The organism is Nonomuraea sp. NPDC001636, assembly GCF_040298265.1.
GTDB lineage: Bacteria > Actinomycetota > Actinomycetes > Streptosporangiales > Streptosporangiaceae > Nonomuraea.
The window spans coordinates 292,609-309,297 of the sequence record NZ_JBEOZT010000003.1; the positions used below are offsets into that span (position 1 = coordinate 292,609).

Annotated in this window: 11 protein-coding genes; 4 read left to right on the plus strand and 7 right to left on the minus strand. The window is 72.7% G+C overall.

Annotated features, from left to right (window positions below; genetic code table 11):
• Positions 1-318 precede the first annotated feature (318 nt).
• The 3 genes from ABT158_RS08445 to ABT158_RS08455 form a co-directional block, all read right to left on the minus strand.
• Positions 319-2,673: an ATP-binding protein gene (locus tag ABT158_RS08445; RefSeq protein ID WP_352352116.1), complete on the minus strand. Its 2,355-nt coding sequence runs from the start codon at positions 2,671-2,673 to the stop codon at positions 319-321.
• Between the two features lie 69 nt (positions 2,674-2,742).
• Complete coding sequence (locus ABT158_RS08450; protein WP_352352117.1) at positions 2,743-4,167, minus strand: penicillin-binding transpeptidase domain-containing protein; 1,425 nt, start codon at positions 4,165-4,167, stop codon at positions 2,743-2,745.
• A gap of 36 nt (positions 4,168-4,203) precedes the next feature.
• Complete coding sequence (locus ABT158_RS08455) at positions 4,204-4,563, minus strand: MerR family transcriptional regulator (protein WP_352352118.1); 360 nt, start codon at positions 4,561-4,563, stop codon at positions 4,204-4,206.
• Between the two features lie 79 nt (positions 4,564-4,642).
• Here ABT158_RS08455 and ABT158_RS08460 point away from each other — a divergent pair, with 79 nt between their 5' ends.
• Positions 4,643-5,566, plus strand: a complete 924-nt coding sequence (locus ABT158_RS08460) for an aldo/keto reductase (RefSeq protein ID WP_352352119.1) — start codon at positions 4,643-4,645, stop codon at positions 5,564-5,566.
• A gap of 3 nt (positions 5,567-5,569) precedes the next feature.
• Here the strand turns inward: ABT158_RS08460 and ABT158_RS08465 are convergent, their stop codons facing one another.
• The gene (locus tag ABT158_RS08465; RefSeq protein WP_352352120.1) at positions 5,570-6,208 is read right to left on the minus strand and encodes a TetR/AcrR family transcriptional regulator; all 639 of its coding nucleotides are present in this window, start codon (positions 6,206-6,208) and stop codon (positions 5,570-5,572) included.
• An 88-nt stretch (positions 6,209-6,296) separates the two neighbouring features.
• On the opposite strand from ABT158_RS08465, the gene ABT158_RS08470 reads away from it, so the two are divergent.
• A complete protein-coding gene (locus ABT158_RS08470; RefSeq protein WP_352352121.1) occupies positions 6,297-7,610 on the plus strand; it encodes a GH1 family beta-glucosidase in 1,314 nt (437 codons plus the stop codon).
• On the opposite strand, the gene ABT158_RS08475 is transcribed toward ABT158_RS08470, so the two are convergent.
• Complete coding sequence (locus tag ABT158_RS08475) at positions 7,592-8,488, minus strand: coiled-coil domain-containing protein (protein WP_352352122.1); 897 nt, start codon at positions 8,486-8,488, stop codon at positions 7,592-7,594. The two genes, ABT158_RS08470 and ABT158_RS08475, sit on opposite strands and share 19 nt — an antisense overlap.
• Positions 8,489-8,691: 203 nt before the next feature.
• Between ABT158_RS08475 and ABT158_RS08480 the strand changes: the two genes are divergently transcribed.
• Together ABT158_RS08480 and ABT158_RS08485 are read left to right on the plus strand one after the other, a co-directional pair.
• The gene (locus ABT158_RS08480; RefSeq protein WP_352352123.1) at positions 8,692-11,715 is read left to right on the plus strand and encodes a M14 family metallopeptidase; all 3,024 of its coding nucleotides are present in this window, start codon (positions 8,692-8,694) and stop codon (positions 11,713-11,715) included.
• Positions 11,716-11,841: 126 nt separating this feature from the next.
• On the plus strand, positions 11,842-13,275 hold the full coding sequence (locus ABT158_RS08485; protein WP_352352124.1) for an aldehyde dehydrogenase: 1,434 nt from the start codon (positions 11,842-11,844) through the stop codon (positions 13,273-13,275).
• Positions 13,276-13,497: 222 nt separating this feature from the next.
• On the opposite strand, the gene ABT158_RS08490 is transcribed toward ABT158_RS08485, so the two are convergent.
• Together ABT158_RS08490 and ABT158_RS08495 are read right to left on the minus strand one after the other, a co-directional pair.
• Positions 13,498-14,223 (minus strand): alpha/beta hydrolase, encoded by a 726-nt coding sequence (locus ABT158_RS08490; RefSeq protein ID WP_352352125.1) that lies wholly within the window; start codon positions 14,221-14,223, stop codon positions 13,498-13,500.
• Between the two features lie 37 nt (positions 14,224-14,260).
• Positions 14,261-16,684 (minus strand): LuxR C-terminal-related transcriptional regulator, encoded by a 2,424-nt coding sequence (locus ABT158_RS08495; protein ID WP_352352126.1) that lies wholly within the window; start codon positions 16,682-16,684, stop codon positions 14,261-14,263.
• Positions 16,685-16,689: the final 5 nt, after the last annotated feature.

Below are 16,689 nucleotides of genomic sequence, written 5' to 3' on the forward strand. Positions count from 1 at the left end.
CCGATCTATGTAGAGCGGTGTGCATTTCCCCAGCCCAGGGCCGAGGTGGGCGGGCCCGAGCCCTGCGCGACTCGAGCCCGCTGTCACGCGCCCTGGAACCGGGCCCCCACCCCTCCGAGAAGGCCCGGCTCCGTCGGGACGCGTGACGTCCCTCGGTCGATCGGCCGCCGCGGCCCCCGGTGCGAGGACGAGGAGCGCGGGGCGCGGTCGATCACATGCAGAACGGTAGGCGTTCGGACCGGGGCGGCACATGCGCTGACATGGCCATTCGACGATGTAAGCGGCGGGCGGCGGCGATGTGTAGAGAACCCGCCGGGATCAGCGTGCGCCGATCACCCATGCGGCAATCTGTGTACGTGTGGAGAAGCCCAGCTTGCCGAGGATGTTGGCGACGTGCCGCGCGGCGGTGGCCGGGCTGATCACCAGTTCGTCGGCGATGGCCCGGTTGCTCAGCCCGCGGGCGACCAGCTCGGCGATCTCGCGTTCCCTGGCCGTCAGCCTGCTGTCCTGGGCCGCCGGGGCGACCGGCGCGGCCGGCAGCTCGGGCAACGGGCCGCCGAGCGCGCACGAGACCGCCTGGTCGGCCGTCATCGCCAGGCCCTCGGCCCACAGCAGCGCCACCACGGCCTCGCCCAGCCGTTCGCGGACGGGGGCCAGCAGCTCCTCGGTGCGGGCGTCGGGGCGGCGGTCGCGCAGCCCCAGGGAGGCGGCGGCCAACAGGACCGCGCGCCGGTCGTCGCCCTCGGCCGCCACCAGGCGCGCCCAGGCCGCCAGCCGCCGGGCGATGCTGTCGCGCAGGCCCGCGTCGCGGCTGAGCACCAGCGCCTCGGTGAGCCGCGCGCGGGCCTCGGCCAGGTCGCCCTCCTCCAGCGCGACGCGGCCGAGCCCGGCCAGGCAGCTCACGATCTGCTGCCGGGCGTCGATGTGCCGCAGCAGGCGCAGGCCGGCCTCGTAGTGCCGCCGCGCGGCCGGCCGGTCGCCGGTGCGCCGGGCGATCTGGGCCAAGCCGACGTGCCCGTAGGACTGGCCGAGGTGGTTGTCCAGCCGTTCGCTCAGCGACAGGACCTCCTCGAACGCGCGCCGGGCCTCGTGCAGGCGGCCGGCCCGCAGGCCGAAGTCGGCCCGGGTGCCCTGGGCGAGCGACTCCAGGATCGGGTCGCCGCGCCGCCGCGCCGCCTCCAGGGCCGGGGCCAGGGACTCCTGGTCGCCGGTCGCCTGGGCCAGCATGATCAGGCCCACGGCCTCGCCGTAGGCGTCCTGGGCGTCGACGCAGAGCGCCAGCCCGATCTGTACGCACCGCGCCGCGAGACCCGTCTCTCCGGCCGCGAGCGCCAGCTCACCGCGCAGGATCATCGCCTGCCCGCGTAAGCCCTCGGGCACGTCGGGGGCGTCGAGCGCGAGCAGCCGGTCGAGCCGGTCGGCGATGTCCAGCCGCCGCCCGCTGGCCATGAGCAGGTAGCGCACGTCGGTCAGCAGCCGCAGGGCCGTCTGCGGCGACCCGCTCGCCGCGGCCCAGTCGCAGGCCGCGCCCACCTCGGCCTTGAGCCCGTCGAACAGGTTGACGAAGCGCTCGACCACGGGCCACGACGTGCGCGTGCCCGGCGCGAGGACGTCCTTGAACCGCCCGGCCAGCCCGGCGAGCGCGGCCAGGTGCGCGCGGCGCAGCGCCGCCTCCTCGCCGGACTCCGCGAGCCGCTCCAGCGCGTATTCGCGGACGGTCTCCAGCAGCCGGTAGCGGGCCTGGCCGGCGACCTCGCCGTCGAGCACCACCAGCGACTTGTCCACCAGGTCGCACAGGCGCGGCAGCACGTCCTCCTCGGGCAGGCCGGAGCCGGCGCACACCGCTTCGGCCAGGTCGAGCGTCCAGCAGGAGCGGAAGGCCGCCACGCGGCGCAGCAGCAGGCGTTCCTGGGGGCTGAGCAGCCGGTAGCTCCAGTCGACGGCGGCGCGCAGCGTACGGTGCCTGGCGTGGGCCGTACGGGCGCCGCCCGCCAGCACCCTGAACCGGTCGTCGAGCCGCTCGACCAGCTGCCTGACCGACAACACCCGCACCATGGCGGCGGCCAGCTCGATCGCCAGCGGCAGCCCGTCGAGCGCCTGGCACAGCTCGATCGCCAGCGGCAGCGTCTCCTCGGTCAGCTCGAAGCCGGGACGCGCGGCGGCGGCCCTGGTCACGAACAGGCGCACGGCCTCGCTCTCCTCGCCGACGAGCGAGAGCGGCGGCACCCGCCAGACCGTCTCGCCCGGCACCCGCAGCGGCTCGCGGCTGGTGGCCAGCACGGTGAGCCGCGGGCAGGCGCCGAGCAGGTCGCGGCAGAGCTCGGCGCACTCGCCGACCACCGGTTCGCAGTTGTCCAGGACGAGCAGCACCCGGCGGCCGCCGATGGTGTCCGCCAGGTCCTCGGCGACGCCGAGCGCGGCGCGGACCCGCTCCCGCAGCTCGCCCTTCTCCACGTCGGCCAGCTCGACCAGCCACACGCCGTCGGGGTGCTCGGCGGCGACCCTGGCGGCCAGGCGCAGGGCCAGGCGCGTCTTGCCGATGCCCCCCGCCCCGCACAGCGTCACCACGCGCGAGACGCGGCCGAGGTGGGCCAGCTCATCGAGATCGGACTCCCGGCCCACGAACAGGTTGGGCTCGGCCGGCAGGTTGCGGAAATCGGCGGTTCGCAGCATCACTGTGAGTGTGGCATCAACTACCGTTCGCGCCCAGAGTCAATCGGCGGCGAACTCGGCGGCCCGCGGTCAGGCCAGCGCGGCCTCCAGCACCGTGCGGGCCACCTGCGCCACCGCGCCGGCCCGGGGGCCGGGGTGCTCCAGCACCACGCCGACCGCCACCTCCGGGGCGGTCGCCGGGGCGAAGGCCGTGGCCAGCGCGTGCTCGCCGCCCGTCGCGGCGATCTTGGCGGCCACCTCGACGCCGGGGACGGCGACGGCCGCGCCCGGCCCGCCCGCGTGCGTCCCCGCGGTCATCATCGCGGCCAGGTAGCGGGCCTGGACGGTCGTCATGGTGGTGCGGTACGGCTGCGGCCCCGCCTGGCCGAGCAGCGTGCCGTCCGGCAGGCTCACCTCCTCCACCAGGTACGGCCGCATCAGCACGCCGTTGTTGGCCACGGCCGCCGACAACATCGCCACCATCAGCGGCGTCGCCCGGTCCTGGTCCCGGCCGACGGCCGACAGTGCGGTCCGCGCCCGGTCCATGCCCTGCGGGTACGTGCTGCGCGCCGGGGCCATCGGCACGCGCAGGTCGCCGTCGCCGAACCCGAACGCCTCGGCCTGATCCCTGAGGATGTCCTGGCCGAGCTGCACCCCGATGCCCGCGAACGCGGAGTCGCACGAGGTCTGGAAGGCGCGCAGCAGCGTGGGCCGGGACCTGCCGCACGAGCCGGCGATCGAGGCGGGCAGCCGCGGGCGGACGGCGGCGTCCACGGGGGCCGTGGGCGTGTATTCGCCCGAGGCCAGCGCCGCGGCCGTGGTCACCACCTTGAACGTGGCCCCCGGTGGATAGACCTGGTCCAGCGCCCGGTTCAGCAGGGGCCGGCCGGGGGCCTCGCGCAGCCGGTCGAGGGCGCCGTCGAGCCGGGCGGGGTCGAAGGTGGCCAGCGTGTTGGGGTCGTAGGACGGGTAGCTGGCCAGGGCGAGGATCGCGCCGGTGGCCGGGTCGATGGCCACGGCCGCGCCGGGCACGCCGGCGGCCTCCAGGGCGTGGTAGGCGGCCCACTGGGTGCGCTGGCCGATGGTCAGCCGCACGTCGGCGCCGGCCACGTCGCCGTCGCTGACCATCGAGCGCACCTTGACCTTGGCGTCGTCGCCGGACAGGACGCCGTCCTCGGCCTCCTCCACGCCCGTGGACCGGTAGAGGGACATGTAGCCGGTCACGGGGGCGTAGAGCTCGCCGTCGGTGTAGACCCGCTGGAACCGGTACGGGCCGCCGCCGGGCGTCGGGCGGCTCCTGGCCACGGTCGCGCCGTCGTAGGTCAGGATGTCGCCGCGCGGACGGGCGAACCGGGCGATGAGCGAGCGCTCGTTGCGGCGGTCGGCGTTGAGCCCCCGCGTCCCGAACCCCTGGACGACCGTGATGTGGGCCAGCAGGACGAACAGCAGGGCCGCGCAGAGCAAGGCCATGCGGCCCAGCGGGACGTCGATCTGCTTCGCCCTGGTTCCCGCCATGGTCCTTGGTCTAACAACCGGACCACCAAGGCAGGGCTACAGGACGCTGCGGTAGTAGGAAATCTTGCGGTGGATGTAGTTCTGGCGCTCGGCCAGGTTGGCGATCTGGGCCTGGACCTGCCGGTCGTGCTCCTCCAGGAGCCTGATGCGGTCGGGGATCGTGTCGTCGCCGCCGCGGACGAGCTCGGCGAAGCGCAGCAGCATGGCGATGGGCATGCCGGTGTCGCGCAGGCAGCGGATCATGCCGAGCCAGCCGACGTCCTCCTCGCTGAACCTGCGCTGGCCGGCCGCGTTGCGCTCCACGCGCTCCAGCAGGCCGATCTTCTCGTAGTAGCGGAGAGTGTCGAGGCTGAAGCCGGTCTCCTCGACGACCTCGGCGGGGGTGTACACGCTCACGCGCCCAGTCTTTCACCTGGAGCGCACTCCAGGTCAACGACTTGACATGGAGTGCGCTCCAGGTCCGAGGGTCTGCCCCATGAACATCGCACTCGGCACCATCCCGTTCGGCACCGGCGTCGGCCTGCGGGAGACCTTCGCCATCCTCGACCGTTTCCAGGACGCCGGCGGCACCATGCTGGACACCGCCAACAACTACCCCTTCTGGAACGAGGGCTGCACCGGCGACGAGAGCGAGGAGGCCATCGGCGCCTGGCTGGCCGCGCGCGGCAACCGGGACCGCATCTTCATCGGCACCAAGGGCGGGGCCCGGCCGACCGTGCCAGGCGACCGCACCCTCGACTCGGCCGAGGGCCTGTCGGCGGCGGCCGTCGCGCGGGCCACCGAGGGCAGCCTGCGCAGGCTCCGGACCGACTACGTGGACCTGTACTGGTCGCACATCGAAGACCGCTCCGTGCCGCTGGACGAGACGCTCGGCGCCTTGAACACGCTGGCCGAGCAGGGCAAGGTCCGCGCGCTGGGAGCGAGCAACATCGCCGCCTGGCGGCTGGAGCGGGCCAGGAACCTGTCGGGCGCGCACGGCTGGCTGCCGTACGGCCACCTCCAGCTCCGCCACACCTACCTGCGCCCGCGGCCCTTCACCCGGCTCCCGGAGGGCGGCCACACGCTGGCCTCGGACGACGCCCTCGACTACGTCGCCGCCGAGCCGGACGTGACGCTGTGGGCCTACAACACGCTGATGGCGGGGGCCTACACGCGGGCCGACCGGCCCATGCCGGAGATCTACGACCACCCGGGCACCGCCCGCCGCCTGGCCGTGCTGCGCGAGGTCGCCGGCGAGCTGGGCGCGACGCCCAACCAGGTGGTGCTGGCGTGGCTGATGGCCGACGGTCACGTGCCCGTGGTCGGCGTGTCCACGACGGCCCAGCTCGACGAGGTCGTCGGCGCGGCCGACGTCAAGCTGGACGCCGAGCTGCGCGCCCGCCTGGACGCCGTCGCCTAGGGATCAGGGCAGGTGGTCGGCGAGGTAGCGGCGGACGAGCTGCTTGCACTCGGCGATCAGGTCGGCGTCGCCGCCGGGATCGGCCCGGAAGGCGAGCTTGAGCACGGCGTCGGTGGCCTCGACGGCCACCACGAGCGCCCGGTCGAGCCCGGGGCCCGCGGGCGCGTCGAGCAGGGCGAGGGTGAGGGCGCGCAACCGGTCGGCCACGATGACGTTGTTGTCGAGGGCGCTGTCGAGCGTGCGTTTGGTGCCCTCCAGCGGCGGCCCGCCCGGGGTGGGCAGGACCTCGCCGAAGTCGACCACCGCGAACCCTGGGGTGGTGCGCTTCATGTCGACGAACTCGTCGATGGCCAGGTCGACCAGGTCGGTCCAGTGGCCGAGGTCGGCCTCGGCGATGCGCTGGGTGATCCGCTGGAGGAACGCCTCCAGGTTGCGCAGCGCGAGGGCGCGCACCAGGCCCTGCTTGTCGTGGAAGAACTGGTAGAAGGTGCCGATGGGGACCTCGGCGCGGCGCGCGACCTCCTTCGTGGTCAACGCCTCGTAGCCCACCTCGTCGAGCAGGAGCGCGCACTCGTCGAGCATCCGCTCCACCCGCTCCACGCTCCGGCGCTGGGCGGGACGGCGGCGCAAGGTACTCGTCATGCTCCCCATCCTGGCTTATTACCAGCAGGTACAGACCGGCCACTTTGCCGTCCGTTAACATGAGCCATACTCGCATAAAGGAGCCGAGATGTTCTTATGGGGTACGGCGACCGCCGCCTACCAGATCGAGGGCGCGGTGGCCGAGGACGGCCGGGGCGCGTCCATCTGGGACACCTTCGCCCACGAGCCCGGCCGGACCAGGGACGGCCACACCGGGGACGTGGCCTGCGACCACTACCACCGCTGGCGCGAGGACATCGCCCTCATGTCCGGCCTCGGCGTGAACGCCTACCGCTTCTCCGTCGCCTGGCCGCGGGTGCAGCCGCTGGGCGCCGGCGAGGTCAACCCCGCGGGCCTCGACTTCTACGAACGCCTCACCGACGGCCTGCTGGCGGCCGGCATCCAGCCCGTGCCGACGCTCTTCCACTGGGACCTGCCCCAGGCACTCCAGGACCGCGGCGGCTGGACCGACCGCGACACGGCCGGCCGCTTCGCCGACTACGCCGCGATCGTCGCCGAGCGCCTGGCCGACCGCATCCCGCTGTGGATCACCCTGAACGAGCCGTTCGTGCACATGGCCTTCGGCCACGCCATGGGCATCCACGCCCCCGGCCAGGCCCTGCTGCTCGACGCCCTCCCCGTCGCCCACCACCAGCTCCTCGGCCACGGCCTGGCGGTCGCGGCCCTGCGGGCGGCGGGCGCGCGGCAGGTGGCCATCACCAACAACTGCACGCCGGTCTGGCCCGCCTCGCGGGAGGAGGCGGACGTCAAGGCCGCCGACGCCTACGACGTCCTGCACAACCGGCTGTTCAACGACCCGGTGCTGCTCGGGAGGTATCCGGATCTCTCGGCCTACGCCGCCGACCTCGACTTCGTCCGCGAGGGCGACCTGGAGACCATCTCCGCCCCCCTGGACGCCCTCGGCATCAACTACTACAACCCCACCCGGATCGCCGCCCCGCCGCCCGGCGAGGTGCTCCCGTTCACCGACACCGGCGTCACGGGGTATCCCACGACCGCGTTCGGCTGGCCGGTCGTCCCCGACGGCCTGCGCGAGCTCCTGACCGGCCTCAAGGCCCGGTACGGCAGCGCGCTCCCGCCGATCCACGTCACCGAGAACGGCTGCTCCCAGCCCGACGAGCTCACCCCGCAGGGCACCGTCGAGGACCAGGCCCGCATCGACTACCTGCGCGGCCACATCGACGCCGTCATGGCCGCGCGGGCCGAGGGCGTGGACGTGCGCGGCTACTTCGTCTGGTCGCTGCTGGACAACTTCGAGTGGGCCGAGGGCTACCACCAGCGCTTCGGCCTGGTGCACGTGGACTTCGCCACGGGCCGCCGCACCCCGAAGGCGTCCTACGCGTGGTACCGGGAGCGGGTCGCTCAGAACACCGAGACGTGAACGTGGTCGTAGTGGTTGGCGGTCACGCCACCCCGGTCGGACATGGGGTCCCAGCCTCCGCCTGATCGGATGTCGTAGTAGCGCTGCTTCCAGATGATGTACATGACGCCGATCCGCGCGCCGTTCTTGATGAGCCATTCGGCCAGGGCGTCCCCGCGGTCGGCGTCGGCCCCGGTGGCCATGGTGCCGCCGCGGGACATCATGAAGTCGCAGGCCCGGCCCTTGCCGTGCTCGCCGGGGTCGCCGGGGCGCAGGCAGCCCACGCCGTACTTCATCGGGAAGTTCTGCATGATCTCGGCGCGTACCGTGATCATGCGCTGGGTCAGGCCCTCGGCGCCGCCGGGCTGCTGGAAGCCGTACTTGGCGAGCAGGCGCTCGATCTCGCGCCGCTTGCCCTGAAGGGTCTTGATCTCCTTCTTCAGCTTGTCGATCTTGTCGTTGGCGTTGAGCTTGGCCTCTTTGGACTTCGCGATGAGCTTCTGGATGCTCCGGACGCGCTCGGTCCGCTCGGCGGCCATGTACGACATGTTCGCGGCCTGCCCGAGCGCGATGGCCGGGTCGACGCTGAGGCCGAACAGCTGCATGCCGTCGAGGGGCCCGTTGACGTACGCCTGGCGCGCGATCTCGGCCACGCCGGCCTGGGCCGCGGCCAGGCGCGCCGCCAGGTCGCCGGAGGTGTCGGTGGCGTTCTTGGCCTGGATCCTGATCTCCTCCAGGCTCTGGATCTGGCCGCGGTAGAGGTCGTTGAGCCGGGACGCCTGCTTGGTGAGTCTGCGCAGCTCGTCGATGTTGGGATCGGCCGACGCCGGCTGCGGGGAGGCGAGCCCGAGCAGCCCGGAGAGGACGACGAAGACCGCGGCGAGCCGCCAGATCCTCACACCCGTCCCCTCCTCGCATAGACGGACCGAAACTATAGAAGATGATCTTGATGGCTGTCATCCGAACCAGCCAACTGACGCACCTTTGGCGAGGTACATGGTCCTTTGTCGGAAATAAGGAAGATCTAAAAGATTGGGCCTTGTGGAGGGCTTGATCCCGGTCTGAGATGGCGATCGAACTCGTCTCTGCGAAGGGGCAGATCGTGTCTCGAACCATGACCATCGCCGCGGCCGTGCTGCTCGGCCTGGGCACCTCCCTCGTCCCCCTTGCTGCCGAGGCGTCGGTCGATCCGCTGCCGCCCGGCGACCGCATCGACCTCTACCAGGTGGACGGCAAGCCGGGCACCGCCCAGTTCCTACGGGAGAAGGGCTTCGACGTCGTCCAGCACCAGAACGGCGGCGACAAGGAGCACGTCGAGCTGACCGCCGCCCAGGCCGACCTGGCCGGGCTGGCCAAGCTCGGCCTGCGGCCCGAGCCCGTGCGCAACCCGCAGGGCCAGAGCAACCTCCAGGCCGCCAAGGCCCAGGCGGCAGGCGGCTACACCGTGTGGCGGTCGTACTCCGAACGCGGCGGCATCGCCGACCAGCTCAGGGCGATCGCGAACGCCGACAGGGACATCGTGAAGCTGCAATCCATCGGCAGGACGCTCAAGGGCCAGGACATCCTGGCCGTCAAGGTCTCCACGGGCGCCCGGCTGCTGCCCGACGGCCTCAAGCCCGCCACGCTGTACTCGGCCACCCAGCACGCCCGCGAGTGGATCGCCGCCGAGGTGGACATGCGGCTGCTGAAGTACGTGATCGCCAACAGGTCGGCGCTGCGGGACCTGCTCGACCGGACCGAGCTGTGGTTCGTGCCGGTGGCCAACCCCGACGGCTACGACTTCACCTTCACCGAGGGCAACCGCCTGTGGCGCAAGAACCTGCGCGACAACGACGGCGACGGAAAGATCACCAACGGCGACGGCGTGGACCCGAACCGCAACTTCCCGACGAACTTCCGCTACGACGAGGAGGGCTCGTCGAGCATCCCGAGCAGCGAGACCTTCCGCGGGACCGGCCCGGCCAGCGAGCCGGAGACCAGGGCCATGGACGGCCTGCTCAACCGGGTCAGGTTCGAGATGAACCTGAACTACCACTCCTTCGGCCCGCTGCTGCTCTACCCCAGCGGGTTCCAGATCGCCACGAAGACCGCGGACAACCCGATCTACGAGGCCCTGACCGGCGACGACGACGCCCCGGCCGTCCCCGGGTTCGACCCCGACCTCGGCGCGGAGCTCTACACCACGAACGGCGACACCAACGACCACGCCCACGCCAGGTACGGCACCCTGTCCTGGACGCCGGAGCTCGACGAGGGCTGCGACGGCTGCGGGTTCGTCTTCCCCGACGACGAGGCGGCCGTGCAGGCGGAGTTCGAGAAGAACCTGCCGTTCGCGCTCGACGTCGCCAGGTCCGCGGCCGACCCGGTCGAGCCGGTCAGCCACCTGGGCAACAGGACGCCCGACTTCGTGCTCGACCCGTTCGAGTTCAGCTACGGCACCGACCAGGCCGTCCAGGTCACCGCCAAGCGGAGGATCGGCCCCGTCCTGCTCAACTACCAGGTCAACGGCGGCCGGACGAGGATCGCGCCGACCGGCGAGTGGAAGGGCGGCGAGCGGTACGGCAAGGGCTACGACCGCTACTACCACCGGCTGCGCGGAAAGATCACCGGCACCCGCCCGGGCGACAAGGTCAAGGTCTGGTTCAGCGCGATCGGCAGGAAGAGCGGCGACTTCACCTACACCGTGCAGGACGACATCGGCGGCAAGGTGCTCGTGCTGGCCACCGAGGACGTCACCGGCCTCAGCCCGGCCCAGGGCGGGACCGAGGCCAGGTACGCCGCCGACTACGTCAAGGCGCTCCAGGACGCCGGCTACCCGACCGACGTCTACGACATGGACAAGATGGGCCGCCGGGCCCCGCACCCGCTCGGCGTGCTCAGCCACTACAAGGCGGTGGTCTGGGAGACCGGCGACGACGTCATCCCCCGCTCCCCCGGGCAGGTCGCCGGCACCACGTCGAAGGGCGGCGTGGACACCGAGCTGGCGGTGCGCGACTACCTGAACGAGGGCGGCAAGCTGCTGCACGCCGGCAAGTACCCCTCGTACGCCGCCAACAACAACGGCGCCTACTACTACGAGCCCGACCAGCCCGGCCACCCCGAGTGCACGGTCCCCGACGACCCGCCGTGCATCCAGGTGTTCAACGACTTCCAGCAGTACTGGCTGGGCGCCTACGTCTTCTTCGACGACGGGGGCGCCGACCGGGCGAGCGGGCAGCCGTTCGCGCTGAAGGGCGACGGCGGCGCGTTCGAGGGCTTCGCCGGCACGCTGCAGCCGAGCCACACCAACTCGTTCGTGGCCACCTCGGCCATCCTGCCCCCGGCGCAGTTCCCGCTGTTCGCCAGCTCGGCCCAGGTCAAGTGGGTACGCCCCGGCGGCCCCTTCGACCCCCACACCGGCTCCTGGGACGTCTACAGCGGCATCGCCGACGTCTCCTGGAAACGGCTGACCACGACCGTGGACCTGACCGGCAGGAGCTCCGGCGACCTGTCGTTCTGGACCTCCTACGACACCGAGGCCGACTGGGACTTCCTGACGGTCGAGGCGCACACCGCGGGCGCCGACGACTGGACCACCCTCCCGGACGTCAACGGCCACACCTCGCAGAGCACCGGCGAGAGCTGCAAGGCCGACAACAGCGGCGGCTGGCGGGTGATCCATCCGTTCACCCGGCACTACCAGGGCGCGGCCTGCGAGCCGACCGGGTCCTCCGGCGCGTGGCACGCCGCCTCGGGCAACTCCGGCGGCTGGCAGCAGTGGAAGGTGGACCTGACCCCGTACGCGGGCAGGCGGGTCGAGCTGTCGATCTCCTACGTCAGCGACTGGTCCACCCAGGGCGCGGGCGTCTTCCTCGACGACGCCGAGGTCACCCTGGACGGCGCGGCGGCCGGTGGCACCTCCTTCGAGTCCGACCTCGGCGGCTGGGCCGTCGCCGCGCCGCCGGCCGGCTCGGCCCCCTCGATCAACAACTGGTTCCGCACCGACCAGGTCTTCGAGGAGGGCGGCGGCATCGTCACCGCGGACACCGTCTATCTGGGCTTCGGCGTGGAGAGCCTGACCGGGCAGGCCGCGCGTACGGACCTGGTCAAGCGGTCGATGCGGCACCTGCTGGGCGACCCCCGCTAGCGACGCCCCGAGGGGCGCGGCACACCGCTGCCGCGCCCCTCTTGCGCGCCCGGACAGAACATGGTTCGGTCGCCTTGAGGCGTACGCCCAGCAAGCAAGCATTCGGTCAAGCAGGAGGCTCACGACATGCGCCAGCACGACAAGCTGTTCATCGGGGGCGAATGGGTGACCCCGGCGGGCACCGGGACGATCGACGTCATCTCCCCCCACACCGAGGAGGTCGTGGGCCGCGTCCCCGACGCCGCCGCCGAGGACGTGGAACGCGCGGTGGCCGCCGCCCGCCAGGCGTTCGACCACGGGCCGTGGCCGCGCATGACGTTCGCCGAGCGGGCCGCCGTGATCGAGCGGCTGGCCGCGATCTACAACGAGCGCCAGGGCGAGATGGCCGCCCTGATCACCGAGGAGATGGGCTCGCCGATCACCTTCTCCAACCTCGCGCAGGCGCCGCAGCCGCTCGGCATGCTGCAGTTCTACGCCGGGCTGGGCAAGGAGTTCGCCCAGGAGGAGGAGCGTCCCGGGCTGTTCGGGCCGATCACCGTGCGGCGCGAGCCGGTCGGCGTCGTCGCGGCCGTCGTCCCGTGGAACGTGCCCCAGTTCGTGACCATGACCAAGGTCGCGCCCGCGCTGCTGGCCGGGTGCACGATCGTGCTCAAGCCCGCGCCCGAGACGCCGCTGGACGCGTACCTGCTGGCCGAGTGGGCGGCCGAGGCCGGGATCCCGGCGGGCGTGCTCAACATCGTGCCCGCCGGGCGCGAGGTGAGCGAGCACCTGATCTCCCACCCCGGCGTCGACAAGGTGGCCTTCACCGGCTCCACCGCCGCCGGCCGCCGCATCGCCTCCATCTGCGGCGAGCAGCTCAAGCGGGTCAGCCTGGAGCTCGGCGGCAAGTCCGCCGCCATCATCCTGGACGACGCCGACCTGCAGGCCAGCATGGGCTTCCTGGCCATGGCCACGCTGATGAACAACGGCCAGGCGTGCGTCGCCCAGACCCGCATCCTGGCCTCCCGCAGCCGGTACGACGAGGTCGTGGACGCCGTGGCGAACATGGTCAACTCCCAGCCCGTCGGCGACCCGGCCGACCCGGCGACCGGCATCGGCCCGCTGGTGGCCAAGCGCCAGCAGGAGCGCGTCGAGGGCTACATCAAGATCGGCATGGACGAGGGCGCCAAGGTCGTCGTCGGCGGCCTCGACCGTCCGCGCGACCGCGGCTGGTACGTCGCCCCCACGGTCTTCGCCAACGTCAGCAACGACATGCGCATCGCCCGCGAGGAGATCTTCGGCCCGGTCCTGGCGGTGATCCCGTACGAGGACGAGGCCGACGCCCTGCGCATCGCCAACGACAGCGACTACGGCCTGGCCGGCACGGTCTGGACGGCCGACGCCGAGCGCGGCATGAACGTCGCCCGCCAGGTGCGCACCGGGACCTACGGCGTCAACTGCTTCATGCTGGAGTCGAACGCGCCCTTCGGCGGCTTCAAGGCCAGCGGCATCGGCCGCGAGCTCGGCCCCGAGGGCCTGAACGGCTACCTGGAGTACAAGACGATCGCCCGGCTGGGCTAGCGGCGGGCGAAGAGGGGCCCCGCGCGCCGCGGGGCCCCTCTCGCGGGCCGGGGAAGGCACCCAGCGTGCCCCCGCGACGCTAGGTGCCGGATCCGCCGCCTACAGTCGGCGACTGCCCGGCTACTGAAGTATGTCCCACGGTCACCGCGAAGGCGGTTTCCTTCCCCGAGGACTTTTCTCCTGGCGGATCCTTTCCATCCGTCTTAGATAGACGGGTATTACTCACGAAAGGTTCGAGGAGATCCATTTACCGATACGCCGGATGAGTTCGGGGCTGGCGGCCGACTCCGCGTGCCCGTAGCCCGGCTCGATCCACAGCTCCTTGGGCTCGCGGGCGCCGTCGTAGAGCTGGTGGGCGTGGTCCAGCGGGAAGAAGGCGTCGGCGTCGCCGTGCACGACCAGCAGCGGGGCGGGCGAGACCAGGGCGGCGGCCTCGTGCGGCGGCATCGGGATCGGGTCCCACTGGCCGCCGGCGATCCTGGTGCGCTTGGCCAGCCGGGCGGCGAACCTGCCGAACGGCTGCTCGATGGCCCAGTGGACCTGGCGCATGGGCTTGGTGCCCCGGTAGTACCAGCGCGCCGGGCCGCTGACCGCCGCCACCGCGTCCACGCCCCGGCGCAGCGCCGCGTGCCGGACGGCCACCGCCGCGCCCATGGAGAAGCCCACGACCGCGATCCGCCGGTAGCCGACCACGCGGGCATGCCGTACGGCGGCCTCCACGTCGAGGATCTCCAGGTCGCCGACCGTCGTCTCGCCGCCCGAGCGCCCGTGGCCGCGGAAGTCGAACGCGAGCACGCCGCCGTAGCCGCTGAGCACGTGCGCGATGCGGCGGGCGGTGCGCTCGCGCCAGGATCCGGTGAAGCCGTGCGCCATGACGATCCCGATGTCCCCGGCCGCCGAGGGGGTGTGGGCGGCGTCGATGCGGACACCGTCCTCTGTCCTGAGCATCACCGGGAAATGTGGCGCGAAAGGCATGAATACCAGCTTATTCGTGGTCCCTTTCCAGGCCGTGCCCGGTGGCCCACACCGCGATCTGGGCCCGAGAGGCGAAGCCCAGCTTCTCCATGATGTTGGCGACGTGCCGGGCCACCGTGGCCGGGCTGATCACCAGCTTCAGCGCGATGGCCCGGTTACTCAGCCCGCCCGTGAGCAGCGCGGCGATCTCCAGCTCCCGGCCGGTCAGCCCGCCCTGCCAGGCCCCCGGCGGCGGCCCGGACGGCCCCGCGGGAACGGCCTGGCCGGGATCGAGCACGCGCCTGGCGACCTCGTCGGGCGACTGCCGGGCCCCCTTGGCCCACAGCAGCGAGACCCGGCCCTCGCCGAACCCGGCCCTGGCCCGCGTGAGCAGCTCCTGCACCGGGCCGGGGACGCCGTACTGGCCGATGGCCTCGCGCAGCGCGGTCGCGGCGGCGGCGGCCAGCACCGCGCCCTCCAGGTCGTCCTGCTCGGCCGCCAGCGCCGACATGGCCGTCAGCGCCCGCACCACGCCCCTGCGCTGGCCGGTACGGGTGCTCAGGGCCAGGCTGGCCGCCAGGTGCAGCCGGGCGGCCGGGTAGTCGTGCATGCGGGCCGCCACCCGGCCCAGCTTGGCCTGGCAGCGGGCCAGCTCGACCCGGTTGCCCATGTCCTCCAGCAGCGGCAGGGCCGAGGAGTGGCAGGTCATGGCGGCCTCCAGGTCGCCCGCCGCCTCGGCCACCGCGCCCAGGTGGGTCAGCGCCCTGGCCAGCGTCCAGTGGTGGCCGGCCTCCCTGGCCAGGGCCAGCGCCTGCTCGCCGCGCCGGCGGGCCTGGCGGAGCTGACCGCGGAACAGCGCCAGGTTGAGCTGGGCGATGCGGACCGTGGCCAGGTTGAACAGGTCGTCGTGGCCGGTGGCCGCCGCCTCCAGCTCCTCCAGGTAGCGCAGCGCCCGCTCGCTCTGGCCGGTGCGGAAGAACACGGCCAGCGCCACGCTGTAGGTGACGCCCAGCCAGTGGGTGTACGGGTGCCGCTTCTGCTCCTCCACCCCCTGCACGACCAGCTCCTCGGCGCGGGCCAGCTCGTCGCAGATCTCCAGCCCGTACGCCAGGCCGCCCTTGGCCACGGCGAGCACGTCGGAGGGCACCCGGGACAGGTCGAGGGCCAGCAGCCGCTGGTGCCAGCCGACGGTCTCGCCCAGCTCGCCGCGTACGGCCAGGATGGCCAGGGCGGCGCGGGCCAGGCGCAGCCCGAGCACCGGCTCGGCCGACTCCACCGCCCGCTCCACCGCCGCCCGGCAGTCGTCCATCAGCGCGCGGCCCCTGACGAAGTGCGGGACGCGGGCGGACCAGGGCATGCGCGGGTCGAGCGTGCCGGCCTGGTAGCAGTGCTCCATCTCCTCGCAGATCACCCGCAGGTGCCGGTCGCGCAGCCGGGTCAGCTCGCCCGCCTCGGCCAGCCGCTCGGCGGCGTACTGCCTGATGGTCTCCAGCAGGCGGTAGCGCCCGTCGTGGTGCAGCACCAGCGACTTGTCGACCAGGCCGTTGAGCAGGTCGAGCAGCTCGGCCCTCGGCACGATGCCGCCGTCGGCGCACACCCGTTCGGCCACGGTCAGGTCGAACAGCCCGGCGAAGACCGACAGCCGGCGCAGCAGCACGCGCTCCTTGGGCCGCAGCAGGTCGTGGCTCCACTCGACGGTGGCCAGCAGGGTGCGCTGGCGGGCGGGCGCGGTCCGGTCGCCCCTGGTCAGCAGGGTGAACCGGTCGCCGATGCGGTCGGCGATGCGCCCCGGGCTCATCAGGCTCGTGCGGGCCGCGGCCAGCTCCAGCGCCAGCGGCAGGCCGTCGAGCGCCCGGCACAGGCGGACGACGTCGTCCATGCTGCCGGTCACCGACCGGGCCCCCGCCGCCAGCGCCCGCTCGACGAACAGCAGCACGGACTCGGCGTCGGGATGGTGGTCGTCGGGCAGTTCCAGCGGCGGCACCCGCCAGACCAGCTCGCCGGGGATGCGCAGCGGCTCGCGGCTGGTGAGCAGGAAACGCAGCTGGGGGCAGTCGGCGATCAGTCCGGCGACCAGCTCGGCGCAGCGGTCGACCAGATGCTCGCAGTTGTCGAGCACGATCAGCGCCCTGGCCTCGCGCAGCCGTACGCGCAGGCCGTCGAGCAGCCGCCCCGGCGCCTCGTCGCGGACGCCGAGCACCCCGGCCATCTCGTTGACGATCAGCGCGGGGTCGGCCAGGCGGGCCAGCTCCACCAGCCAGACGCCGTCGGCGAAGCCCGGCGCGGCCCTGGCCGCCACCCGCAGCGACAGGCGGGTCTTGCCGATGCCGCCGACGCCGCTCAGCGTGACCACGCGTTCGTCGTGGACCAGCGTGCTCAGCTCGGTCAGGTCGCGCCCGCGGCCGACGAAACGGTTGGGCTCTGCGGGCAGGTTGTGCGGAACTGGCGGAGTCATGTCGG